Consider the following 23214-nt stretch of genomic DNA (forward strand, 5'->3'; position numbering starts at 1 on the left):
GATACGCTGTATCAGGAGTAAGCGCGGTAGCCTTGAAGACTCCGCAGAAATACGACGATAGTGAGAAGCAAGAGCGCGAGTGTTAGTGTCGTAAGTCCGTCTCTGAGATAGCGCGCTAGTGAGAGGAAAAAGGCAAGGAAACCCATGACAGGGAGCAAATAAGAGTAGAGCTTCGCACGACCGCTAAGTCGCAATGCACCACCGATGCCAAATATACTAAACAGAACCATGTAGAGGAATCCACCCGTTTCGAAGAACGTGAGGGAGATGGCTGACCCGAGGATACCAACCGCTATGGCTCCCCAACTGCCAATCTTCACTCTCCACCGTCGAGTCTCCATATTTAGCCCAACTAATCAGGATCTGAAAAATGGTGGTGTTTTTTCTGAACTCGGGTCACCGAAACACGGATTTACCGCGCCGACGCAGTAGGAGACACAGATGACGGGACGCGACGATTCCGGTCTCGGCCGCCGTTGTCGTCGCATCGACGGGACAAGGAGAGTGAGCCGGCGTGCCTGACCGTGAACCGGCCGCCGGCGACAGCAGCGCCGAGGTCACCGTCACGGACGCCGTCGACGCCTACCTCCAGCGAAAGGCCGTCGGCGATCCCGACGGGCCGGGTGCGGGCGCGTACGCGTCGAACGCCGAATCCATTCTCCGTCGATTCGCCGACTGGCTCGACCGCGAGTTCGGTCTGACCTCGCTGTTCGCCCTCGAGAGCGATCACGCTCGCGCCTACGCCGAGGAGCTACACAGACAGACCGAGCGCGGTACCTACACCGCCTCGTCCGCTCGGACCTACTTCGCCGTCGTCCGGGCCTTCCTCTCGTGGTGCGTCCGCGGCGGCATCCTCGAAACGAATCCGGCCGCAACTGAACTCGCGGAATCGGCCCTGCCGAGTGCAACCGACCGCGACGACGCCGACAGTTGGAGTGCCAAACAGCGCCGCCGACTGGAAACCCACGTCCGCAACCGCGCCCTCTCGGAGACGACCCGACAGGACCCGGTCGAACGGCGAACGCGGTTGCGCGAGTACGCCATGGTCGCGCTCCTCGCCCACTCCGCCGTCCGCGGCTCGGAACTGTTTCGCGTGCCCGAAGACGACAGACGGACCGGCGCGACCTGGAACGACGTCGACTTCTACACTGGGACGATTCGCGTCCTCGGGAAATCCCAGCGCCTGGAGGACGTCTCCCTCTTTGCCCCCGCCCGCACGCCGCTGCGCCGGTACCGGGTCGTCCTCGATCCGCCCTCGAACGACTGGCCCCTCTTTCCGACGCGACACGCTCCCTCGATCGCCCGCCGGGTCAGGACGGTACTCGATGACCGCGGGTACGACGAGCGCGAGATCGAATCCCTGCTCGCGGACGCGACGGCGACCGAACTCGCCCGCGAACGAGCCATTGCCCCGCCGGCGATCACGACCGAAGGAGCCCGATCGGTGCTCAAACGCCTCTGTGCGGACATCGGGCTCGCGGTCGACGGCGACTACTTGACCCCGCGCGGCGTCCGCGGCGAACTCGAGCGAACGAACGGGCGGCCGGCCGACGGCGAGCGAACGCGGCGCGAGGCGACGCACGAACAGCCGGCGTTGCGGATCTCGACCGGCGAGCGAGCGATCGCCGTTCCAGTCGACGAACCGCTCCGAATCGATGTGACGGACGTGACCGACACGGATGGGAAACCGAACGGAGCCGAGGAGAACTGACAGCCGTCGAGAACCGAGACGAGTTCGTCCCGCTCGTGCGTTCGCGCTCGACGGACTGCCGGTACCGAGCGGTGAGTGAATCCCTCGTCGATTGACACCTCTTCTTCGAATCTGATCCTCCCGCTCGCTGTCGCTATCACCAACCGTCGGCTGTATTTATCGGCGTACCTGACAGGACTGTAATACAAGAATTAAATATAACCATCAGTTACAGTCATAGGCAATTATGAAGCGGCGTAACGCACTTTCGTTGATCGGCGGCATCGCCGGAGCCGGAACGAGCGTACTCGGGCCCGGTATCGGGATTGCAAGCGCACAGGACTATCCGCGAGAGAACTCGCGGTGGCACACGCACGCGGACGTGATGGACCAACTGGCGACATACGAACACACCAGCCAGGGAGCCGTCTCCCTGGAGACGATTGGCGACAGTATCGAGGGACGTGAACTCGTCGTCGCGACCGTGGGCGACGGAGACACTGACGTCTTCCTGACGAGCGAGCAACACGGGGACGAGCCGACGGGGACCGTCGCACTCCTGAAGGTTCTACAACGGCTCGCCGCGGGCGGGAACGCCACCGGGCCGGTCCGCGACGAACTGACCGTCCACGCGCTTCCCATGCACAACCCCGACGGCGGCATGCGAAATCAGCGGACGAACGCCGACGGTATCGATCCGAACCGACAGCACGACTACGAGCCCGGCGCGACAGACAACCCGTCGCCGGAAACGCAGGCGATGATCGACTACGTCACCGATCTCGAACCCGAGTGGGTCGCCGACCTGCACACCCAGACCGGGGATTACGTCGACGAAGACGGCGAGTCAATCAGCGCGTCGACGTTCTGGCCGATCGCCGCCGCAGCCCAACCGGACGCCGTCGAACTCTCGAAGCGGATGAACTGGGCGATGTACGACGAGGTCGACGACGAGTTCGGTTTCGCGAATATGTCGCAGTATCCCGGCGGCACGGGTGCGAACATCGCTCGCAACGCGTACGGCATCCGCGGGTACGGCAGCGCCCTACTGGAGATGACCGGCCAGGTCGACGACCGCGGCCAGCGAATGGAAGGGAAGATGGTCCGGCACATGCGAGCGCAGGTAGAAACGCTCCTCGCCGAGACCGCCGACGGCTCGCTGTTCGCCCGCGACCCCGACCTGGCGGACACGATCCCCGAGCGCGGGTCCAGTTCCCCCTGGCCGTGGGATAGCGAGTAACAGGCCTGTTCGCTACCCCAGCGGTCGGCTTTCCTCGAACGCAGTTGCGAACCGACAGCAAAACACCGTCCCGCATTCCGTTCGGTGATCCGAAATCCCGCCGCGAGCTGAACTCGAGTTCTCAGACGAGCAACCAGATGACGATCGTGAGCGCGACGGTCAACAGCAATACCGTCGTGCCGATTCCCGCCCGGAGGTGGATCGTGGACGGACGGCCGCCATCCGCTGGTTGGCGTTCTGCAACGTCGACCATCGGCAGCCGACGGGCGGCCGCATCGACGGCCAGGACCGGGTTGTTCCCGATCCAGTACCACCGCTTGACGAATGCGACGGCGAGGCGGTCGACGGCGGCGTACAGGTTCGTCGTCGCGAGCATCGACCACCGGCCCAGATAGTAGCCGATAGGGTAGATAATGCTTCCTGGATCGGTGAACTCGAGCTTCGAGAGCGGCTTGCGGACGATCACGAAGGTGACGAGCGAGATGGCGGTCAGCGTTGCAGCCGTCCGACGGTGACTCGGACTGTAGGGGTGGAGATGTTTCTCAGCACCGTTGGCCATGAACGTGTGCGTTGACTCCTCGATCACCGGCATCAGGTCGGCGAAGCCCTGCCACCAGACGCCAAAGAGGAGACAGGCGCCGCCGAGGCCGAACATCGCGATCACCTGGCCCGGCTTGGCGTCGGGAACCTCGATATCGCTCTCGCCGTGGAAGAAGACGTAGTAGCCGAGTTTGATGAACGAGAGCAAGGTTCCGATCGCTCCGATGTACAACAGCCAGTACAGCGCCTCGTACTCCGGTGCGCCGAAGTAGTGCGGATCGGCCGCGTCGAAGAGCATCCCCTTGCTGACGTAGCCGTTGAAGCCCGGAATCGCGGTGATCGAGAACGCGCCGAGGCCGAACGCGATCGCCGTCAGGGGCATCTCGCGCCAGAGACCGCCGAGTTCGTAGAGATCGTTCTCGCCGGTCCGGTAGATGACGACGCCGACGGCCATGAACAGCAGGCTCTTGAACAGGATGTTGTTGAACAGGTGGCCTATCGCACCAGCAGTCGCGATCGACGTGCCGATGCCGATCCCCGCGACGATGTAGCCGAGTTGTGCCTGGATGTGATAGGACAGCAGCGCTCGCATGTCGTGTTGCAACAGGGCGAACGTCGCGCCGTAGATGGACATCAAGCCGCCCATGTACGCGAGGAAGAGGTGTCCGTCGTCGGGGAACGCCCGATAGAGGATAAAGGCGCTCGTCTTCGTCGTGTAGGCCGCGAGGAACGCCGACGCGACGAAGCTGGGCCGTGGATACGTATCAGGAAGCCAATAGTGCAGCCCGATGAAGGCGACGTTGACTCCCATCCCGAGCATCGCGAGCAGTTGGGGCAATCCGTCCGCGAGTCCGGCACTCAGGTCGTAGACGAACGTCCCGGTCGTCACGTAGTGGGCTGCGACGGCGAACATCACCAGCACGCCGCCGGTGCCGTGCAAGAGCGCGTACCGGTAGCCGGCTCGCACCGCATCGCCGCCGTAGTACCAGACGACGACCGTGCTCGTAATCGCCATGATCTCCCACATGAACACCAGCACGAGCCAGTCGCCCGCGAACGCCGCCCCGATCGAGGACGCGACGTACGAGAGCGCGATCGCCGTAAACGTGCGGCTCGCGCCGCTCGAATAGGCGTAGATCACGGTGCAGACGCCGAGGAGCCCGAGGCCGATTCCGACGAACCGAGAGAACGGATCGACGAAGAAGGGAACGACGTCGAAGTGCCCGAGGAAGGTTCCCGTCAGGTACGACCCCTCGGGAACAACCAGCGAAATCGCGAGCACGGCGGCGAGGCTGAGCGCGCCGAACGTGAACCCGACGGCGCGTGGCAACAGCCAGACGAGTATCGCCGCGGCGAACACCAACAGCGGCGGGTAGGCCATCGTCAGCAGTTCGGACTCGATCATCAGGAACTCACCTCCAGGGCCGCCGAAAGCGGGCCCCGTAACTGCTCGAGTGAGTCGGCGTCGAAGACCGACGTGACGATCTCGGTCGCCAGATCGAGGAAGGCGGCGTGTCCGGGGATAATCCCGAGGACGACCGCCCCTGTCGCAATGACTGCGATCGGACCGAGCATGAGCCACGTGCTCTCGGTGAGCGGCGAGTGGCGGGTCCAGCCGTCAGCCGGCGGCCCGCCGTGGTGTTCGTGGTGGTCGTCGTGAGCACCGGCGTGGCCGTGATCGTGACCGGAACCAGCGGTCTCCGTACCCGTCTTTACACTCGAATCCACATCGTCCTCGGCGGGTGAGCCCCCGGGGCCGCCCGGAACGTCCGCATCGCTCGGATACCGGTCGACGGCGTACTCGTAGTCGGCTTCGGAATCAGCATCAGAATCGGCACCGGCACCGTTATCGCCGTCCGAGTTCAGTTCCGTTTCCTCGTCGCGTTTGCCGCCGTCGGTCGCGAGTTCATCGCCGACGAACTGGCGGATGCCGCCGGCGGGGAACTCGAGAAGCGGTTTGGCGTCGTGGCGGTCTTCGCTTTCGAAGAAGGCGGTGTAGACGACGGGCCAGAAGTACGCGATGTTGAGGACGCCCGAGAGGAGCAACGCGGCGGCAAAGAGCCAGTACTCGCCGCCGACGTAGCCGGCTCCGAGGAGCATGTAGAACTTGCTGACGAAGCCTGAGATCAGCGGCATGCCGGCCATGCCGGCAGCGCCGATGGTGAACGCGGACATGGTCAGGGGCATGCGCTTGCCGATGCCGGCCATGTCGCTGATGTAGTCGGTGTGGGTCTCGACGTGGACCGACCCGGCGCAAAAGAACAGGGTGAGTTTGGCGAAGGCGTGGGCGGGGATGTGAAACAGCGCGCCGAGGATCGCGTAGGGGTGAAGCATCGACAGCCCGAGGACGATGTAGGAGAGTTGGGCCGTCGTCGAGTACGCGAGCCGGCGCTTGAGGTGGTCTTTCCGCAGCGCGATGATGCTCGCGGCGGTCAGCGTAAACGCCGCCAGTATCGCAAGCGGCACGTTCAGGCCGACCTCGCCGATACCGGGGACCGAAAGCGGAAGGTCCCGGATCGTCTCGGGGCCGTACACCTCGAGGATGACGCGCGCGATACCGAACGCGCCGGACTTGACGACCGCGACCGCGTGTAGCAGGCCGGAGACGGGTGTCGGCGCGACCATCGCGTCCGCGAGCCAGGAGTGAAGCGGCATCACCGCGGCCTTGACGGCGAAGCCGGTGATCAGGAGGTAGAACGTGATCTGGGCGGCGGTGGGGTCGGTTGCCGCGCCTTCAGCGAGGGCACCGATACCGCCGCTTTCGAAGGCCGTCGTCGCGGTGCCGGTCTGGCTCGTGAGCCAGTAGACCATGACCGTTCCCGCCAGAAGGATGACGCCGCCGCCGAAGAAGGTGTAGGCGATGTACTTCCGGCCGGCGATCCGGGCCTCTCTGTCCCCGTCGTGAGCGACGAGCGGGTAGGTGACGAGCGACAGCAGTTCGTAGAAGACGAATATCGTCACCAGATTCCCGGCGAAGGCGATGCCGACCGCCGAGGAGAGACTCGCCGCGAACGCGGCGAAGAACCGCGTCTGGTCGTGCTCGTCCAGCCCGCGCATGTAGCCCGTGGCGTAGAACGACGTGAAGATCCAGAGGAAACTCGCAAGCAGTGCGAACAACATTCCCAGCAGGTCCGCCCGCAGGACGAAGTCGATCCCGGCGAGGAACTCGACGCCGAGTGACTGCTGCAGACTCCACTCGTAGACGGTTCCGTCCAGGACGCCAGGGAGCATGCTGAGGACGATTCCGAACTGCGTCAGTGCCGCGAGGACGGACCATCCCTCGCGGACGTTCGGACGGCGATACGATGCGACGATCAGGACGACCGCAACTGCCGAGGTGAGCACGGCAGCGAGCGGCAGAATTGACTCAGACATCTAGTTGAACACCTCCGTGATGAACGACGGATCGAGCAAGCCGGCGAGGAATCCGCCCGCGAATCCGAGCGAGATCGCAAGCAGGGCAGACGCGACGACCAGAGCGAGCATGCCGTACGAGACGGTATTGCGATCACCGTTTGTGGCGGTCGCATCGAGAGCGGCAGTTTCGGTGCCGTCACGAGTTCCGTCGTCGCCGTCGTTCGCGGCGTCCGCGCCGGCAGCCGTCTCGGCATTATCCTCGTTCTCGCCGCCGTCCGTCGCGACCGACTCCGGGACGTGCGGTGCCTCGAGCGGCGTCGCGGGAGTGAAGTACATCTTCTCGAGCAACCGCGCGCTGTAGGCGAGCGTCAGCAGCGTGCTAAAGAGGATCACGATCGCGACGGGCCACAGTTGGGCCTCGACGGCACCCAGCGCGATGTACCACTTGCCGACGAAGCCGGCCGACGGCGGAATGCCGATCAACGAGACCAGCAGCAGCGCCATCGTCCCGGCGACGATGGGGTGCTCGTCCGCGAGCCCGGCGTACTCGTCGACGGTCCGTGCGTCGTAGCAAATGGCGATGACGCCCGCTGCGGCGAACAGTCCGGCCTTGATCACCGCGTGGCCGACGAGGTGAATCGTCGCACCAATGAACGCCGACTCCGTGACCAGTCCGTACGCGGCGACGATCAATCCGAACTGCGAGACCGAAGAGAACGCGAACATCCGCTTCACGTCGGTCTGGATCACCGCGAGTACACTCCCCGCGACGACGCTCACGCAACCCACCGTCACGACGAGTTCAGTCAGATAGGGCGTGGACGTGAGGAACTCGGGGCCGAAGACGGAGTACAGCAGGCGGCCGAACGCGTACGCGTAGGCCGTCGAGACCAGTGCCGCGATGACGGGCGTCACGCCGTCGGGGGCGTGCTGGTAGGCGTCGGGCTGCCAGGTGTGCAGCGGCCACTGGGCGACCTTCATCGAGAAGCCGACGAAGATGAAGGCGAAGCCGGCCCGAACGAGGGTCGGATCGCGCTCAACGGCGGCCGGGAGTACCTCCGCAAGCACTCCCATATTTAACGTGCCGGTCGCCATGAAGATGAGCCCCACACCGATCAGGTACATCGACGCGCCGACGGTACCCAGAATAAGGTATTTCAGGGCTGCAACAGCCGATTCCGGCCCGTCGCCGCTTGCGATCATCGCGTAGGTGGCGAGGCCGACGATCTCGAGGAAGACGAACAGGTTGAACACGTCGCCGGTGACCGAAATCCCGAGGAGGCCGCCGGTCAACAGGAGGTAGCCGCTGTAGAACGTGTTCCCGCGCGGCCCGCCCACGCGGGTGTACGCGAGGACGCCGGCGGCTGTGACAGCGACCAGCACCGCGATCAGCGCGGAGAACTCGTCGAGGACGAGTTCGATGCCGTAGGCCGGCGACCAACCGCCCAGTCTGTGGGTGACCACGCCGTCGGTGTAGACGACGCTTGCGAGGGTGGTCGTCGCGGCGACGAGGGCGGTCGTGGTGAGTGCGGCGACGGACCAGCCGGTTCGGTCGAAGCGGAGGCCGAGGATGATCGGGACCGTCGACAGCAACATGGGGACGGCGACGAGCAACGGCAGGAGGAGGTCGACGCTACTCATCGGCGCGCACCTCCCGAAGGGTGTCCTCGCGAAGCGTGCCGTACTCCGCGTAGATCCGGATGATTAGCGCGAGCCCGACCGCCGTCAGCGCGATGCCGACGACGATGGCGGTCAGGACGATCACCTGTGGCAGCGGGCTTGCAATTTCGCCGACGCCGTGTGATTTGCCCTTGATGATCGGGGCGCGGCCGTCGACGTAGGCCATCGCGATGAAGAACAGGAAAATCGCGGACTGAAAGAGGTTGACACCGATCAGCTTCTTGACGAGGTTCTCGTTGGCGATCACCATGTATAGCCCGGTCCCGAGGAGGACGAACAGCAGGGCGTAGGCGTAGCGGGAGGCGAGGATGTCGAGGGCAGTGTCAATCATCGTCGCTCACCTCGGCACCGTCCTCCTGGACGGCGTTGTAGCGTTCGGGCGTAAAGCCCGCCGCCATCGCGAAGAAGAGGGTCACGACGACCCCGGAGACGATCAGCGCAACGCCGCCGACTTCGATGGCTTCCATCCCCCAGTGGTGTGAGAGTCCGAAGGCGTCGGTGAACGCGTCGAAATCGAGGAACGCACCGCCGAGGGCTATCGTTGCGAGACCGGTCGCAGCGAAGATGACGACGCCACCGGTAACGAGCCCGGTGATGAATGAGTTTTTGAGCCATCTGCGGGTCGGTTCGATCCCGAAGGCGAACGCGAGCATCAAGACGGTGACACCGATGATCGCGCCACCCTGGAAACTCCCGCCGGGAGTGTCTGTCCCGTGGAGAGCCAGGAATAGCCCGTAGGTAAGCGTAAACGGGGCGAGAATCCTGACCGATGTCAGGATGACGTGGCTCTCCGAGTAGGTATCGGACTGGGTTTCTGATCGTGACATTACGTGAACACCTCCCGTTTCAATACGATGAGAACCGCAATTGCGGCGGCAAAGATGACGATCGCCTCGCCGAACGTGTCGAATCCGCGGTAGGATGCGAGAACGGCTGAGACGGCGTTGTGAGCGTGCGTGTCGGCGACCGTGTTCTCGAGGTAGTAGACGGAGGGGGAGATGTCGAGACCCGGCCAGCCCCAGATAGGTGCCGTCTGATCGCCGACTGCGTACATCTCCGGCAGGACGAGCGTTCCGAGAACCGTGACGAACGCACCGACGACGACGACGGCGGGAACGTTGACCCGTTCGAAGATCCGGTCCGTCGACGGTCGCGTGGTCCGCGAAATCGTCAACAGGAGCAGGATCGTCGTCACGCCGGCGCTGATCGCGGCCTCGGTCATGGCAACGTCCGGGGCGAGCAGGAACGTATAGAGAATGGCCATCCCAAGGCTGTAGGCACCGAAGACGACGATTGCCGAGAGCACGTCTCTGAACAGCGCCGTCGCAATGGCGGTCAGGAGGATGAAGATGGCAAGCGTGTACGCAAGGGCGCTCATGCGTGGTCACCCCCCTCCTCGCCGGCGTTGACGGCGGTGTCGCCTGCAGCGGACGTCCCGTCGTCGGGCGTCTCGGACTCGAGTTCATCTTCGGCCGTCAGCGGCGTGATGCCGGATTCGGCGGCCGAGCGCGCGATCGCGTGTGCAGCCGTCGGATTGGTGAGGAACACGAAGAACAGCAACAGGACGGTGTAAATCGTCGTGCTCTCCCAGCCGAGCGCGAGTGCAACGGCAGCCAGCGAGAGCCCCGCGCCGAGCGTGTCCGTCTGTGAGGCGGTGTGTGCTCGCGAGTAGACATCCGGCAGGCGGAGCACGCCCACGGTGGAGACGAACGTAAAGAACAGTCCGAAGGCGAGACAGAGCAAGACCGCCCAGAACTGGAGCTGGTCGATCACAGGACCCCACCCCGTTCGACGGTGAACTTCGAGATGGCGATCGCCATCAGGAAGTTCAACAGCGCGTAGACCAGGGCCACGTCGAGAAACCACGGTTCGTCGAGGCCGACCGAGAGCAACGCGAGGATCACCACCGTGTTCGTCCCGAGGACGTTCACCGCGAGGAGCCGATCCTGCGTCGTCGGCCCGGCGACGGCGCGGTAGAACAGCATGATGGCCAGGACGACGAACAGCGCGGCTGCCGGGACGAACAGTTCAGTGAGCGCCAGGTTCTCGGGGGTCGGAAGCGCCGCCGGAGACAGCGCGGGGCTCACACGTCGTCACCACCGATGATCTCGGTATCGTCACGTTCGCGGGGGGTGGGGATGCGCGCCCCGGAGCGGCCGTGAAAGACGAATCTGACGGCGCGTTCGAGCGCGCCGTCGAAGAGGTCGTCTCGAGCGCCGGGGATGAGCGTGTGGACGATCAGTCGCTGGTCGTCGGCGCGAACCGTCAGCGTGCCCGGGGTGAGCGTGATGCTGTTTGCGAGCGCGAGCAGTGGAAGGCCGCCCCTGACGCGTGCGTTGACCCGGGTGAGGACGGGTTCGATCGGCATCGACGGCCGGAGGATGACGACCGAGATGGCGAGGTTCGCCTTGACGATTTCATAGAGGAGATACGGGATGTACAGGGCGAACCGGACGGTCCGCAGCGGCGACCGGAGCCGGCCGAGTGGAAAGGTAAAGGTGACGTACGCGAGCGAAATCGAGACGATACCGGCGACCGCAGCGCCGGTGACGAGGTCGAAGGGGTAGGTTGGATCGCCGAGGATGAGATAGAATCCGTAGGAGATCCAAAACGTTGCAAACAGTTGGTCGAACCGTTCGGTCCCGCCGCCGATCAGACGTTCGTGACGGGCGGGGCGGTCGACGGGTGCCTCCTCGTAGGGGAGGCCGAGGGCGTCGAATTCACGTTCGAGAGGTTGAATTAGCTGTGCCGTCTGTCCCGGCTGGTACTCCGGGTCGAGAACGATCCGGTCGATATCGTGGCTCGTCGCGTACGCCTCGAATACCTCTGCAAAGTCGCGCGGCCCGAAGAGATACTCGTTCGTCCCGACCACGGCGGTTTCGATCTCGACCGTCGTGTCCGTGTCGTCTACGTCTTCCTCGACCCAGTTTTCGGCGCGGGTGAGCAACTGTTCGGCGTCCTCGGTCAGCGAGCGCCCCTCCGGGACCGCTGCATCGTAGGGGAGGGCGGCAACGAGATGGAACTCGACCGCATCGGCGTCCTCGAGTGCGGCTCGGACGGCGTACCCGACCGTCTGTCGAACGGTCACCGTGTCCGACAGCGGTACGAGAACTCGTTTAGCCGCCACGGCACATCCCTCCTGGTGACCGGCGTTGAATACTCATGACTCTCGTCGTTAGTCGATTCAAGCGGTAGCTGTAGGAAAACGATTTCGTTATCTACCAGCACGATTGGGCGACGCTATCGCGATGTTGGGACGGGCAGCCTCGGTCTCGTGACCGGGTAACGGACGCCGACTGAAGGCGCGACGATCGATGAACGACCGGCATCTTTACAATTGCACTTTCAGTAGAGAAAGTTGACTTTATGGAGACCGAAACCGTTCACGATCGAATCGGAACCGCCCGCAACGATCACACGACCGCGCAATTAGCGCTCGTCTTCGCGCTCGTTGCGACGCTGGCGTTTACACTCCTGTTCGTCCAAGAACCGCTCGTTCACGACTCGCTGCACAACTTCCGACACGCAGTCGGTGTGACCTGTCACTGATGCTCGTCGACTACCTCAAACGGGGCGTGCTCGCAGGTGCAATCGCGGGCATCGCCTACGGCCTCTACGTCATGTTGGTCGCGAATCCGCTGGTCGGATACATGGAAGCCCTCGCCGAGGGGGCCGGCGGCGCTGAAAGCGGCCACGAGCACGCCCACGCCGCCGAGCACGCACATACCACCGGCGAACATGCCCATGCTGCCAGCGAGCACGCCCACGCGGTCGGCGAAACGACGACTGCTGTCGTGAGCATCGGTAGCGGCGTCTTCTGGGGCATCTTGCTCGGAACCGCCTTCGCACTCGCCTTCTACTTCCTCGAACCCGCACTCCCCGGACGCGGGTCGGTCAAGGGCTACGTGCTGGCCGGCACTGGATTTCTCGCCGTCTCCGGCGTCCCGTGGCTCGTTCTACCGCCGACGACGCCCGGCGCGGAGCAGGCGTACACCCCGACGATCCGCATCGCCATCTACGGCGGACTCATGCTCGCGGGCGCACTCATCGCCGCAACTGCGATCTACGGCTACCGCCGTGGCTCGACACGAAGCCGCCCGCTCGGACTGTGTCTTGCAGCCCTCCCGATCGTCGCTCTCGTGGCCGTGACAACCCTCGCAGCACCGACGATCGTCGAGAACGGCCCACTCCCGGGCGAACTCGTCACCGGATTTCGGGGACTGACCGCACTCAGCCAGGCCGCGCTCTGGGCGCTGGTCGCCGGCTGTTTCGACCGACTCCAGGCCCGGGCCCGAGACCGAACGAGCACCGAGCAGCGAGTCGCTCTCGCCACGAGTTCGCGTTCATGAACGAGCGGACCGAGCGCCAGCGCGAGCGCCTCGACGCGCACGTCTTCGTCTGTACCAACGCCCGCGAGTCGGCACACGCGAGTTGCGGAACGGTCGGTGCCGAGGAGACGGTTGCGGCGGTCAAAGACTGGTTGCGCGAGCGAGACGCGTTCTGGACGGCGGTTTCCGTCGGGACGACCTCGTGTCTCGGCCTGTGCAGCGAGGACGGTGTCGCGATCACGATCCAGCCGCGAAACACCTGGTACTCGGACGTTACGCCCGAAGACGTTCCGGAACTGCTCGCGTCCGAGTTCGGGCCGACGGCTGACCGCACTGACGATCCGGACGACCCCTGAAACGGAAGCGAACTCGCACGCGCCCCTGGCGGCTCCGTCCCGGGACGTTTACCTACCAGCCACACCGAGTGGCTGTCGATGACGCTGTACTCGCGAGTTCGCCCGCTCGCGTTCCGGCTTCCGGCCGAGACAGCCCACGGTCTCGGGAAGCGGACGCTCCGGGCGGCACAGTCCACCCGGCCGACGCGGGCGGCCATGGCGGCGGCCTACCAGTACGACCATCCCGCACTCTGCGTCGACCTGTTCGATACGACGTTTCCGAACCCGGTCGGAATCGCGGCCGGCTTCGACAAGAACGCCGAGGTGACCCACGCGCTCGCCGCGCTCGGCTTCGGATTCGTCGAAATCGGCACCGTGACACCCTACTCGCAGGGCGGCAACGACCGGCCGCGGCTGTTCCGCCTGCGCGAGGACGAGGCGATGGTCAACCGCATGGGGTTCAACGGCCAGGGGATGGAGCGGGTGAAGTCCCGGCTCGAGACCGACGGCACGCCCGACTTTCCACTCGGCGTGAACATCGGCAAGATGAACTCGTCGACGGAACGCGAAGCCGTCGAGGACTACCGGCGCGTCTTCGACCGCCTCTCGCCGTTCGCCGACTACGTCGTCGTCAACGTCTCCTGTCCGAACACGCCCGACGAGTTCGACGAGGCCTCCCCCGACCACCTCCGAGAGATTTTCGAGACACTCGAAGCCGAAACCGACGCGGACGTGCCGATCCTGGTGAAGATCGGGCCCGACGAACCCGCCGAGTCGATTCTCGAACTCGTCGACATCGTTCAGGCGTTCGACCTCGACGGGATCGTTGCGACGAACACGTCGACCGACCGCGAGAACCTCGCCTCGCCGCGGCGCGAGGAGTGGGGCGGCCTCAGCGGCAAACCTCTCGAGGAGCGCTCGACCGCGGTCATCCGCACGATCGCCGACCACACCGACGGCGACCTGCCGATCATCGGCGTCGGCGGCGTCGATTCGGCCGCGAGTGCCTACCGCAAGATCCGCGCCGGCGCGTCGCTCGTCCAGTTGTACACCGGCTTCGTCTACCGGGGCCCCTCGACCGCGAAACGGATCAACCGCGGGCTCGTGGCCCTCCTCGAACGCGACGGGTTCGACTCGGTCGAGGAGGCAGTTGGGGTTGACCGGGAGAAGGAGTGAGTACGGACACACGCTACAAAAACAGCCAGCGGACTGTGTTCAGGGCTCGACGAGTTCAGCGCGTTTCGCCGCGTCTTCGGCTCGCTCGAAGAGGTCGTCGGGCTCGTGTTCGAGCAGCGGTTCGAGCCGAGCGTTCGTCTCGACGCGGTCGGGTGCCACGCGGTTGCAGCCGGCGTTGATCGTCGACTGCGTGTACGTGTCGATTTCGCGAGCTTGAGCGACGATTTCCGGTTTGTCCCGGGTGAGCAGCGGGCGGTGGATCGGGAGTCGCGTCGCGCGGCTGGTGACGCCGAGATTCTGGAGGGTCTGGCTCGACTTCTGGCCGACGGCTTCGCCGGTGACGATGCCGTGGGCGTCGACCCGCTCGGCGAGGTGCTCCGCCGTTCGGTAGAAGAATCGCCGTAGCGAGAGCATCCGGCCCTGTTCCATCGTCTCCACGAGGTGATCGACCGTCTCGCCGCCGGGGACCTTGTAGACCTGCATATCGAAGTTCGGCGCGTACCGCGAGAGCGTCCGCACCGTCTCCATCGCGCGCGCCTCGTGGTCGATACCGCCGTAGGCCCCGAGATCGACGTAGACCGGGACGACCGGACTCCCGCGTTTCATCAGCTCGTAGGCCGCGACCGGCGAGTCGATCCCGCCGCTGATCAGGGCGATGACCGGCTCCTGGGCCCCGAGCGGCAGGCCGCCCGGGCCCGAAACCGTCTCGAGGTAGATGAACGCGAAGTCCTCACGGACCTCGACGCCGAAGGTGAGGTCCGGGGTATCGAGGTCGACCTCGGGACTGAACTCGTCCTCGACGGCCTCCCAGATGGCGGTGCCGCCCTCGCGGGCGAGTTCTTCGCTCGTGTATGGGAGGCTCTTGTCGGCCCGGCGGGCGTCGACGGCGAACGTGCCGCCGTCGTAGCACGCGCGGGCGGTTTCCGCGAGCGCCGTACAGATTTCGCCCATGGCGGTGTCGACCGTCAGGGCGGGGCTGGCGGAGACGACGCCGAACGCGTCGGTCGCGGCGTCGGTCGCGGCGTCGACGCGCTCCTCATCGGTGTGGATCAGCGGGCGATTCCACCGGCGTTCGACCTCGCCGGGGATCGACCGGTCGGCGAGGAGGGCCTCGATGTTCTCGGCGAGGCGGTCCTCCATGTACCGCTTGACGGTATTGCTCTTGGTGTTGACGTCCCCGTGGCGGACGAGGACGGTGTCGGCTCCCGGCGGATGCATGCCCCTCGTTAGGGAGGCGGGCCATAAGGGGGTTACGAGCGACAAGTTCGTGGGAACCAATCTCAGACGGCGACGTCATCGAACGGAGATGGCCAGAGAGATTATAGTCGATGGACGGACTGTCCAGCGTAATGAGCGAGCCGTTGGCACGCGAAACACGAACGGGTACTGAAGCGGTGGATTCGACACGAACCGGTCACAGTCAGGGCGAGAGCGCGCTGCTCGAGCAGTATCTTGCCTCGGTCGAGGAGAGAGCACACGGCGAGCGAGCAAGCGGTAGTGGAGCCGATGACGGTGCCGGTTCAGGTGCCGGTGCCGACGGGAGGAGCGCCGACAAGGTTGACGAGTTCAGTCGACTCCGGCGGGAGCGGGACTTCTGGCGGTCGCTGTACACGCAACTCGTCGGTTGTTTCCCCGAGGGCGCGTTCGCCGTCGCTGCGGGCGGCGAGATCACGAACTGGAACGGGGCGATGACGGATCTCAACGGGACGGGTGCCGACCGCGTCCTGGGGGAAAACGCCTACGACATCTTCGAAACCGAAGGCGAGAGCGAGACCCTCGCGGAGAAGGTCATCCGCCGAAACGAGCCGATTCAGGAGAACGATACCCGAACGGTCCCACACTCGGATCGCTACCACCAGGTGTACGCCGTTCCGCTTCGGGACCCCGACGGGAACGCTATCGGTGCGTTCGAGGCGACGCCGGACGTGACCGAGTTCGTCCACCAGCGCCAGGAGTTCGAGGAATTACAGGAGACCGTCTCCCAACAGGTCCAGTCCGAAGTCGTCGAACTCGAGGCGAATACGGAGTCGATCACCAATACGATCGAGCGAATTCACGAACTCGGCGTCGAACAGACCCAGCGCATGGAGACCATCGCCTCGGAGGTCTCGGACCAGAGCGCGACCGTCGAAGAGATCGCGTCGACAACGGAAACGGTACAACGAACCAGCGACGAGGCCGCCGATCTCGCCGACGAGGGCGCAGACGCTGCGAGCGGCGCTATCGAGACGATGGAGTCCGTTTCGGACGCCGCCGAAGACGTGTCGGCGGATATCGAAACGCTCCACGAGAGCATCGATGAAATCGGCGAGATCGTCGACGTTATCGACGGCATCGCCGACCAGACGAACATCCTGGCGCTCAACGCCCAGATCGAGGCCGCACAGGCCGGCGAGGAGGGTGCCGGCTTCGCCATCGTCGCCAGCGAGGTCAAGTCACTGGCCGAAGATACCCAGGAACAGGCGGGCCGGATCGAGGCGACGATCGAGGACGTGCAGGCGGAAATCGAGTCCACGGCCGACCAGTTCGAGACGACGACCGACCGGATCGACGACGGCGTCGACCGCGTCGAGAACGCGCTGGCCCGACTCGACGACATCGCCACCGCGATCGACGACGCGGCGGCCGGCGTCGGCGAAGTCGCGACCGCGATCGACGATCAGGCCGCCGGCAGCGAGGAAATCGCCGCGACGGTCGACCTCGCCGTCGACGAAATGAACAGCCTCCGCGACGAACTCGAGACGATCTCCGAGTCGACGCGCGAACAGCGAGAAAGCGTTGTGGCGGTGCGCTCGACCGTACGCCAACTGTCGGAGTCGGTGGAGTCGGTGGAGTCGGCGGACTCAACAACCGAGAACGCAACTGAATAGGTTCCCCGAGAACGAGACCTAAAACGTCGTCAGTTCGCCGTCGATAACCTTCCGCGTGATCTCGGTGACGTTCGCGAGTTCAGTATCGACGATCGCGTTGATTTCGTCTTCCACGTCTTCGAGGGCGACGCCGTCGGCGGTGACGACGTGCACGTCGGCGACGTGGGGCTGGTCGATCGGACGGCCGATCTGGCTGAGCAGGCGAACGCGCAGGTCGCGGATGCCGTCGACCTCGGCGACGACTTCCTCCGCGATCTGGGTCGAGAGCAGGTTGTAGATCTTCCCGATGTGGTTGACCGGATTCTTGCCGCTCGTGGCCTCCATCGACATCGACCGATTGGGCGTGATGAGCCCGTTCGCGCGGTTGCCCCGACCGACGGAGCCGTCGTCGCCCTGTTCGGCCGACGTGCCGGTGACCGTGAGGTAGATCGACCCTTCCTCGTAGTCGTCGGCCGTGTTCACGTGGACGTTGACCTCGCGGTCGGTGTGGTCGCCCGCAACTTCGGCGACGAACGCGCGGACCGACTCGACGGCGTCCGCGTACGCGTCGAGATCCGCGATGAACTCGTCGACCATCGCCGCCGCGACGGTGACGTCGATCGTGTCACCCTCCCGCTTGCCCATGATCTTCACGTCCGGACCCAGATAGGGGTTCTCCGCGGCGAACTCGCCGTTGAGCCGGGACTCGGCCTCGGAGACGATTTGCTCCGTCTCGGTCAGCGGCGCGTGGCCGACGCCGAAACTGGTGTCGTTGGCCATCGGAACACGCACCTCGTCCTCGCCGAATACGTCCTGTAGATCCCCGCTTCCCTCGCCGAGTTTTACGTCGACGACGATGTCCTCGCCGTATTCGAGCTGCGGGATCGTCTCTTCTAGATACTCGCGTGCGGCCCGCAACGCGATCGTCTCGGTCGGAATCGTCTGTCCCTCGTAGTGTTTGGTTGCGCGGCCGACGATCAGCAGGTAGATCGGATCGACGACTTCACCGCCGCCGAACGCGGGTGCTGCCTCGCCCGCGACGAGTTGCGTCTCGTCCGTATTGAAGTGAAGCACTTCCCCCACACGATCGAGATATTCGCGGGCGAGCGCGCCGGCGACGCTCTCGGCTACCCCATCACAGATAGAGTCCGGGTGTCCGATCCCCTTTCGCTCGACGATTTCGACCTCCTGATCCTCGACGGCCTGCCGGTCGATCGGCTCGACCCGGATGTTCCGCTCGCTCATTGCCGGCACTAAACGGAGCGAGTTTCTATAACTTGCGGAAACAGTGCTGCACCGGAAAATACCCGGGAGTTATCCGAGTGTTTTCGCGTTCAGCGACCGCACGCTCACGACTCGAGCAGCAACCCCAGGTACGAGGTCCGGATCTGGTCGTCCGGATCGAGTTCGAGCGCGCGAAGGACGTTGTATGCGCCGTCCCGTGCTGACTCGAGCGCACGCTCGTCCTCGAGTTCGGTTTCGACTTCGACGTACTCGCCCACGTCGTCGACGGCATCGAGTGTGACGGTGAACTCGAACTCGTCCCCCTCACCATCCGCGGGCACGACCGTGTATCGCTCGCGTTCCTTGCGAACCGTTGCGGCAGCCTCGAAGCCGAGATTCGTCAGCACGGCGTCGAACGTCTCGGCGTCGCCGACGGCGGTTTCGACTTCCTCGCGTGTCTTCGATTCCTCGTCGACGAGCGGACCTTTGTAGGTAACTCGGGTCTCCTCGGCGGTGTCGTCGCGTGGTTCGGCGTCGGAGTCGGCCGTCTCGCTCGGATCGGCGGGGCCGGACCGGTGGCGCTCGTTCCGGATTCGAAGTGCCTCGTCCGTCTCGGGAAACGATCGGTGCGGTGCGTCGTAATACGTGTCCGTTTGAACGACAGCCCCCTGTGGCGTTACCTCGAGTGGTGCATCCTCGAGTCGTGCCCGGACGCGGTCGAGTTCGGCGGGCACCTTCACTTCGACCTCATACATGTTCGTAGGTGGGCGAACGGGCAGCGGCGGTAAGTATCGGTCGCTCCGGGCACTCGGGCGGACTGTCCCTCGACCGAACCCGTTCGTCACTCTCGAGCCAAAGCGTCGTACTTAAATGTCGACGGCGGGACGTACCACGTATGACCGAGGAACAGGAGGCCGAGCTCGATGAGCAGGCCGATGACGTCGAAGCGGAAGCCGACGGAGACGCTGACGAAGCCGAAGGGCTTCAAAACGGCGACTTCGTCGAACTCGAATACACTGCATACACCGCCGACGGTGACCAGTTGGTCGATACGACCGATCCGGAGGTCGCCGAAGAGGAGGGTGTCGCAGACCAGAACCAGGAGTTCAAACCGCGCACGATCGTCATCGGAGAGGGCCACATCTTCGAGGGCGTCGAGGACGCACTCGTCGGCAGCGAGCCCGGCGACTCCGGCACCGTGACGATCGACGCCGAAGACGCCTTCGGCGAGTACGACCCGGACAACGTCGAAACCGTCAGCGCGGAGAAGATCGACGAGGACGACCGCTACCCCGGTGCGAACGTCCAGGTCGACGGCCAGCAGGGCTACATCAGCACGATCATCGGCGGCCGCGCACGCGTTGACTTCAACCACCCGCTGGCCGGCGAAGACGTCGAGTACGAGTACGAAATCCTCGACGAAGTCGACGATCGCGAACAGCAGGCTGCCGGCCTGTTCGAGATGTACCTCGGTCTCGAACCCGAACTCTGGATCGAGACCGACGAAGTCGAAGAGGAAGTCCCCGTTGAACCCGACGAGGACGAAGAGGACGACGACGAAGACGCCGAACCCGAGTTCGAAACCGAACTCGTCGAGAAGGAGACGCTGTACCTCGAAGCGACGCCCCAGATGACGATGAACCAGCAGTGGATGATGGGCAAACAGCAGATCGGCCAGGACATCATCGACCAGATCGGTGTCGACCGCGTCATCGTCCAGGAGGTCATCGACGGCATGGGCGGCATGGGCATGCCCGGCATGATGGGCGGCATGGGCGGCGGTATGGGCGGCGGCGACATCGAGGACGCACTCGAAGACGCCGACGTCGACGCCGACGAGATCGTCGACGAACTCGAAGGCGCAGCGGACGAAGAGTAAGCCGGTAGCCGGTCGTTCTCAGCAGCATTTCGGCCAGTTATCCACGGCAACTGAGACGCATCCGTATCTCTCAGAACCCGTTACTCATTCCGCTGTGAGCCACGTTTTGGCAGAATCAGACAGAGGAGCGAACCGCCGCGATCACGCCGTTTCCGACGGGACAGCAATGACTCGATGAAAGTGCGGATCACCCGCCGCGGAGTCGAGACGTATGGCGCGGCCTTACGCGATATCCCGACTCGTATCGATCGCAACCTCTTCGACCAGCTCGAGTTTGATCGCCTTCGTCGGCTGTCCGCCACCGCGGAACTTCGGAATCGTGAGATGGTTCTCGAGTTCAGCGCCGGACACCGCCGTCTGGAGATCGAACACGGCGTCGACGGCGTGGTAGGTCCGAGTTCGGTTCGCGGGCGCATCGCCCCGAAGACAGTGAAGAACGGCAATTCCGTTCTTGTCGAGCATCTGCGTCTTGAGGTCGTCGAGAAACGAGATGAACTCGTCCGTGTCCGTTCGTTCGAGGACGTTCATCGTGTCGATGATGAGGTTTGCGCCGTCGGGGAGCGCGCCGATGAGTTGCATGGTCTCCTCGATCGGTGTGTCGCTGGAAACGTGTCTGATCGTCGGGTTGCCGACATCGGAGGGTGAACTCTCAACGGCGTGACGGACGGTTTCCTCGGAGCGTTCGGTCGAGAGATACAGGGTTCCACGCGCGGCGGTGAGCTCGTAGAGCAGGAGTTCCGATTGGCTGGCTGGGGCGGCGGTGTACGCGACGAGACAGCCCGGGGGGAGCCCGCCATCGAGTTTTCGGTCCAGCACGTCGATCCCGGTTTCCAGCCGATCTACCATACGGTTGTGGTGTCTTTCTGTAGTTCCTGTATAATTCTTTGCCTTTGGAGTACTGCGGGGCGGACTGACGAGTCACAACGCCGGTCGGAATGGGGGGATTCAAGGGGAATGGAGGAGCCAACACGAACGAATGCGCCACGATCACCTCATCACGAGCAAACAACTCTCGCGGGCGGACATCGAGACCGTTCTCGACCGGGCGGCCGAAATCGACGCCGATCCGGAGGCGGTCGCCGATCGCCACGCGAACGCGCTGCTCGGACTCCTCTTTTTCGAGCCGAGTACGCGCACGAAGATGAGCTTCGAAACCGCAATGAAACGGCTCGGAGGCGATGTCGTCGACATGGGGTCCGTCGAATCCTCGAGCGTCAAAAAGGGGGAAACGCTCGCAGACACGGTTCGGGTCATCGAGGGCTACACCGACGCGCTCGTTCTGCGTCATCCGAAACAGGGAGCCGCGGCGATGGCGAGCGAGTTCGTCGATGTCCCCCTGCTGAACGCCGGTGACGGCGCGGGTCACCATCCGACCCAGACCCTGCTCGACCTCTATACGATCCAGGAGAACGCGGGACTCGACGACCTGACTATCGGCATTATGGGAGATCTGAAGTACGGCCGAACCGTCCACTCGCTGGCCTACGCGCTGACTAACTTCGATACGCGCCAGCACTTCATCAGCCCTGAGAGCCTGCAACTCCCTCGTGAGGTTGTCTACGACCTCCACCAGCAGGGCGAGGACACACAGATTCGAGAACACGACGCACTCGAGCCGGTCCTCTCCTCGCTCGACGTGCTCTACGTGACTCGAATTCAGCGGGAGCGGTTTCCGGACGAAGAGGAGTACCAGAAGGTCGCGGGTGAGTACCAGATCGACACCGAGACGCTCGAGGCTGCAAGCGATGATCTGACGGTTATGCACCCGCTTCCGCGCGTCGACGAAATCGCCCCCGAGATCGACGATACCGAGTACGCGGCGTACTTCGAGCAGGCACACAATGCCGTGCCGGTCCGGATGGCGTTGCTCGATCTGTTCTTGCGCGATCACGGGACAGGGACAGAGACAGAGACAGGGGCAGCGACAGCGACGGCTGACGCCGCGAATGGTGACGGAGGTGAAGCCGATGAGTGACGACCACGACCATCACGACGACAACGGGGCACACGAACTCCGGGTAAGCAAGATTCAGGACGGCACCGTCATCGATCACGTCCGCGGCGGTCAGGCGCTTAACGTCCTCGCGATTCTCGGTATCGACGGGACCGAGGGCGAGGAGGTTTCCGTCGGGATGAACGTCCCGTCGAATCGATTCGCGCGCAAAGACATCGTCAAGGTCGAGGGCCGGGAGTTGAGTCAAGACGAAGTCGACGTCCTCTCGCTGATCGCGCCCGACGCAACGATCAACATCGTTCGTGACTACGAGGTGGTCGAAAAGCATCGCGTCGAGCGCCCCGAGTACGTCGAAGGCGTGTTATCCTGTCCGAACGCGGACTGTATCACGACCGGCGACGAACCCGTGACATCGCGGTTCGAGGTGCTCTCGGACGGCGTTCGCTGTGCGTACTGTGAGACGATCGTCCGAGAGGAGATCGCATCGTTGATCGACGCGGCCTGACCGCAACGACCGGGCCCACCAGTCCAGCCAATCGGCGACTCTATGGACGCCCTACACCGATGTCGAATATGTGCATTTTCGAATCGAGAGGACTATCCAGAATAGCTAAGTAGGTGCCGACCGAAACTCTAGGCGGATATGTCACGTACGGTTAAAGTCCTGCTTGCCCTGGTCGTTATCGCCGTCCTCTGGAAGGTCGTCTTCACCAGCTCGTCGGAGATCGACACCGAGGAAATCGAATACGAGCCAGCCGAGTAAGAACGAACCTGCACTGTTTCAGAAACGACCGAACCGACCCGAGACATCGTTCTGACACCCACAGAACGCACACGAGTTCACAGTTGACCCGCGCGTGAGTTATCGGGTCGGTTCGCGTACTCATACTCGTACGACTACGACTACGACGCTGAGGATGAGGACACGGCGGCGTCCGGGTGTGGAGACGACTACGACTACG

23 protein-coding genes are annotated in these 23214 nt (G+C 64.1%); 10 read left to right on the plus strand and 13 right to left on the minus strand.

What is annotated here, in order from left to right:
• The first annotated feature begins 514 nt into the window (after window positions 1-514).
• Both SM755_RS05095 and SM755_RS05100 read left to right on the plus strand, forming a co-directional pair.
• Complete coding sequence (locus SM755_RS05095) at window positions 515-1711, plus strand: recombinase XerD (protein WP_323171714.1); 1197 nt, start codon at window positions 515-517, stop codon at window positions 1709-1711.
• A gap of 226 nt (window positions 1712-1937) precedes the next feature.
• Window positions 1938-2930 (plus strand): M14 family zinc carboxypeptidase, encoded by a 993-nt coding sequence (locus SM755_RS05100; RefSeq protein WP_323171715.1) that lies wholly within the window; start codon window positions 1938-1940, stop codon window positions 2928-2930.
• 121 nt (window positions 2931-3051) lie between these two features.
• On the opposite strand, the gene SM755_RS05105 is transcribed toward SM755_RS05100, so the two are convergent.
• From SM755_RS05105 to SM755_RS05145, 9 genes are all read right to left on the minus strand, one after another.
• Window positions 3052-4875: a Na(+)/H(+) antiporter subunit D gene (locus SM755_RS05105; RefSeq protein WP_323171716.1), complete on the minus strand. Its 1824-nt coding sequence runs from the start codon at window positions 4873-4875 to the stop codon at window positions 3052-3054.
• Window positions 4875-6845 carry a monovalent cation/H+ antiporter subunit D family protein gene (locus SM755_RS05110; protein WP_323171717.1) on the minus strand — a complete coding sequence of 657 codons (1971 nt, stop codon included), beginning with the start codon at window positions 6843-6845 and terminating at the stop codon, window positions 4875-4877. The genes SM755_RS05105 and SM755_RS05110 overlap by 1 nt, the downstream gene beginning before the upstream one ends.
• Window positions 6846-8468 carry a proton-conducting transporter membrane subunit gene (locus SM755_RS05115; RefSeq protein WP_323171718.1) on the minus strand — a complete coding sequence of 541 codons (1623 nt, stop codon included), beginning with the start codon at window positions 8466-8468 and terminating at the stop codon, window positions 6846-6848.
• Window positions 8461-8838 (minus strand): cation:proton antiporter subunit C, encoded by a 378-nt coding sequence (locus tag SM755_RS05120; RefSeq protein ID WP_006663835.1) that lies wholly within the window; start codon window positions 8836-8838, stop codon window positions 8461-8463. Before SM755_RS05120 ends, SM755_RS05115 begins: the two co-directional genes overlap by 8 nt.
• The gene (locus SM755_RS05125; RefSeq protein WP_323171719.1) at window positions 8831-9334 is read right to left on the minus strand and encodes an MnhB domain-containing protein; all 504 of its coding nucleotides are present in this window, start codon (window positions 9332-9334) and stop codon (window positions 8831-8833) included. The genes SM755_RS05120 and SM755_RS05125 overlap by 8 nt, the downstream gene beginning before the upstream one ends.
• Complete coding sequence (locus tag SM755_RS05130) at window positions 9334-9885, minus strand: DUF4040 domain-containing protein (RefSeq protein WP_006663833.1); 552 nt, start codon at window positions 9883-9885, stop codon at window positions 9334-9336. The genes SM755_RS05125 and SM755_RS05130 overlap by 1 nt, the downstream gene beginning before the upstream one ends.
• Window positions 9882-10280, minus strand: a complete 399-nt coding sequence (mnhG, locus tag SM755_RS05135; protein ID WP_323171720.1) for a monovalent cation/H(+) antiporter subunit G — start codon at window positions 10278-10280, stop codon at window positions 9882-9884. The genes SM755_RS05130 and mnhG overlap by 4 nt, the downstream gene beginning before the upstream one ends.
• On the minus strand, window positions 10277-10492 hold the full coding sequence (locus tag SM755_RS05140) for a cation:proton antiporter (RefSeq protein ID WP_369335240.1): 216 nt from the start codon (window positions 10490-10492) through the stop codon (window positions 10277-10279). Before SM755_RS05140 ends, mnhG begins: the two co-directional genes overlap by 4 nt.
• A gap of 98 nt (window positions 10493-10590) precedes the next feature.
• Window positions 10591-11634, minus strand: coding sequence for a monovalent cation/H+ antiporter subunit E (locus SM755_RS05145; protein ID WP_323171721.1), 1044 nt, complete (start codon window positions 11632-11634; stop codon window positions 10591-10593).
• A 239-nt stretch (window positions 11635-11873) separates the two neighbouring features.
• Between SM755_RS05145 and SM755_RS05150 the strand changes: the two genes are divergently transcribed.
• The 4 genes from SM755_RS05150 to SM755_RS05165 all read left to right on the plus strand — a co-directional run bounded on the left by SM755_RS05150 (window position 11874) and on the right by SM755_RS05165 (window position 14346).
• Window positions 11874-12056: a CbtB domain-containing protein gene (locus SM755_RS05150; protein WP_323171722.1), complete on the plus strand. Its 183-nt coding sequence runs from the start codon at window positions 11874-11876 to the stop codon at window positions 12054-12056.
• Window positions 12056-12856 (plus strand): CbtA family protein, encoded by an 801-nt coding sequence (locus SM755_RS05155; RefSeq protein WP_323171723.1) that lies wholly within the window; start codon window positions 12056-12058, stop codon window positions 12854-12856. The genes SM755_RS05150 and SM755_RS05155 overlap by 1 nt, the downstream gene beginning before the upstream one ends.
• Window positions 12853-13191, plus strand: a complete 339-nt coding sequence (locus SM755_RS05160; protein WP_323171724.1) for a (2Fe-2S) ferredoxin domain-containing protein — start codon at window positions 12853-12855, stop codon at window positions 13189-13191. Before SM755_RS05155 ends, SM755_RS05160 begins: the two co-directional genes overlap by 4 nt.
• A gap of 78 nt (window positions 13192-13269) precedes the next feature.
• Complete coding sequence (locus SM755_RS05165; RefSeq protein ID WP_323171725.1) at window positions 13270-14346, plus strand: quinone-dependent dihydroorotate dehydrogenase; 1077 nt, start codon at window positions 13270-13272, stop codon at window positions 14344-14346.
• A gap of 39 nt (window positions 14347-14385) precedes the next feature.
• Here the strand turns inward: SM755_RS05165 and SM755_RS05170 are convergent, their stop codons facing one another.
• Entirely contained in the window at window positions 14386-15564 is a 1179-nt protein-coding gene (locus tag SM755_RS05170) for a tRNA sulfurtransferase (RefSeq protein ID WP_323171726.1), read from the minus strand.
• 131 nt (window positions 15565-15695) lie between these two features.
• Between SM755_RS05170 and SM755_RS05175 the strand changes: the two genes are divergently transcribed.
• On the plus strand, window positions 15696-17216 hold the full coding sequence (locus tag SM755_RS05175; RefSeq protein WP_323171727.1) for a methyl-accepting chemotaxis protein: 1521 nt from the start codon (window positions 15696-15698) through the stop codon (window positions 17214-17216).
• An 18-nt stretch (window positions 17217-17234) separates the two neighbouring features.
• Here the strand turns inward: SM755_RS05175 and SM755_RS05180 are convergent, their stop codons facing one another.
• On the minus strand, window positions 17235-18440 hold the full coding sequence (locus SM755_RS05180; RefSeq protein ID WP_323171728.1) for a methionine adenosyltransferase: 1206 nt from the start codon (window positions 18438-18440) through the stop codon (window positions 17235-17237).
• Window positions 18441-18544: 104 nt separating this feature from the next.
• The gene (gene cyaB, locus SM755_RS05185) at window positions 18545-19174 is read right to left on the minus strand and encodes a class IV adenylate cyclase (protein ID WP_323171729.1); all 630 of its coding nucleotides are present in this window, start codon (window positions 19172-19174) and stop codon (window positions 18545-18547) included.
• A gap of 140 nt (window positions 19175-19314) precedes the next feature.
• Here cyaB and SM755_RS05190 point away from each other — a divergent pair, with 140 nt between their 5' ends.
• Window positions 19315-20298 (plus strand): peptidylprolyl isomerase, encoded by a 984-nt coding sequence (locus SM755_RS05190; protein ID WP_323171730.1) that lies wholly within the window; start codon window positions 19315-19317, stop codon window positions 20296-20298.
• Between the two features lie 222 nt (window positions 20299-20520).
• On the opposite strand, the gene SM755_RS05195 is transcribed toward SM755_RS05190, so the two are convergent.
• The gene (locus SM755_RS05195) at window positions 20521-21144 is read right to left on the minus strand and encodes a transcriptional regulator (RefSeq protein WP_323171731.1); all 624 of its coding nucleotides are present in this window, start codon (window positions 21142-21144) and stop codon (window positions 20521-20523) included.
• 130 nt (window positions 21145-21274) lie between these two features.
• On the opposite strand from SM755_RS05195, the gene pyrB reads away from it, so the two are divergent.
• Together pyrB and pyrI are read left to right on the plus strand one after the other, a co-directional pair.
• Window positions 21275-22273, plus strand: coding sequence for an aspartate carbamoyltransferase (gene pyrB / locus SM755_RS05200; RefSeq protein ID WP_323171732.1), 999 nt, complete (start codon window positions 21275-21277; stop codon window positions 22271-22273).
• Complete coding sequence (gene pyrI / locus SM755_RS05205) at window positions 22266-22757, plus strand: aspartate carbamoyltransferase regulatory subunit (RefSeq protein ID WP_323171733.1); 492 nt, start codon at window positions 22266-22268, stop codon at window positions 22755-22757. The genes pyrB and pyrI overlap by 8 nt, the downstream gene beginning before the upstream one ends.
• Window positions 22758-23214 lie beyond the last annotated feature (457 nt).

Source organism: Natrialba sp. PRR66, from assembly GCF_034808065.1.
GTDB lineage: Archaea > Halobacteriota > Halobacteria > Halobacteriales > Natrialbaceae > Natrialba > Natrialba aegyptia.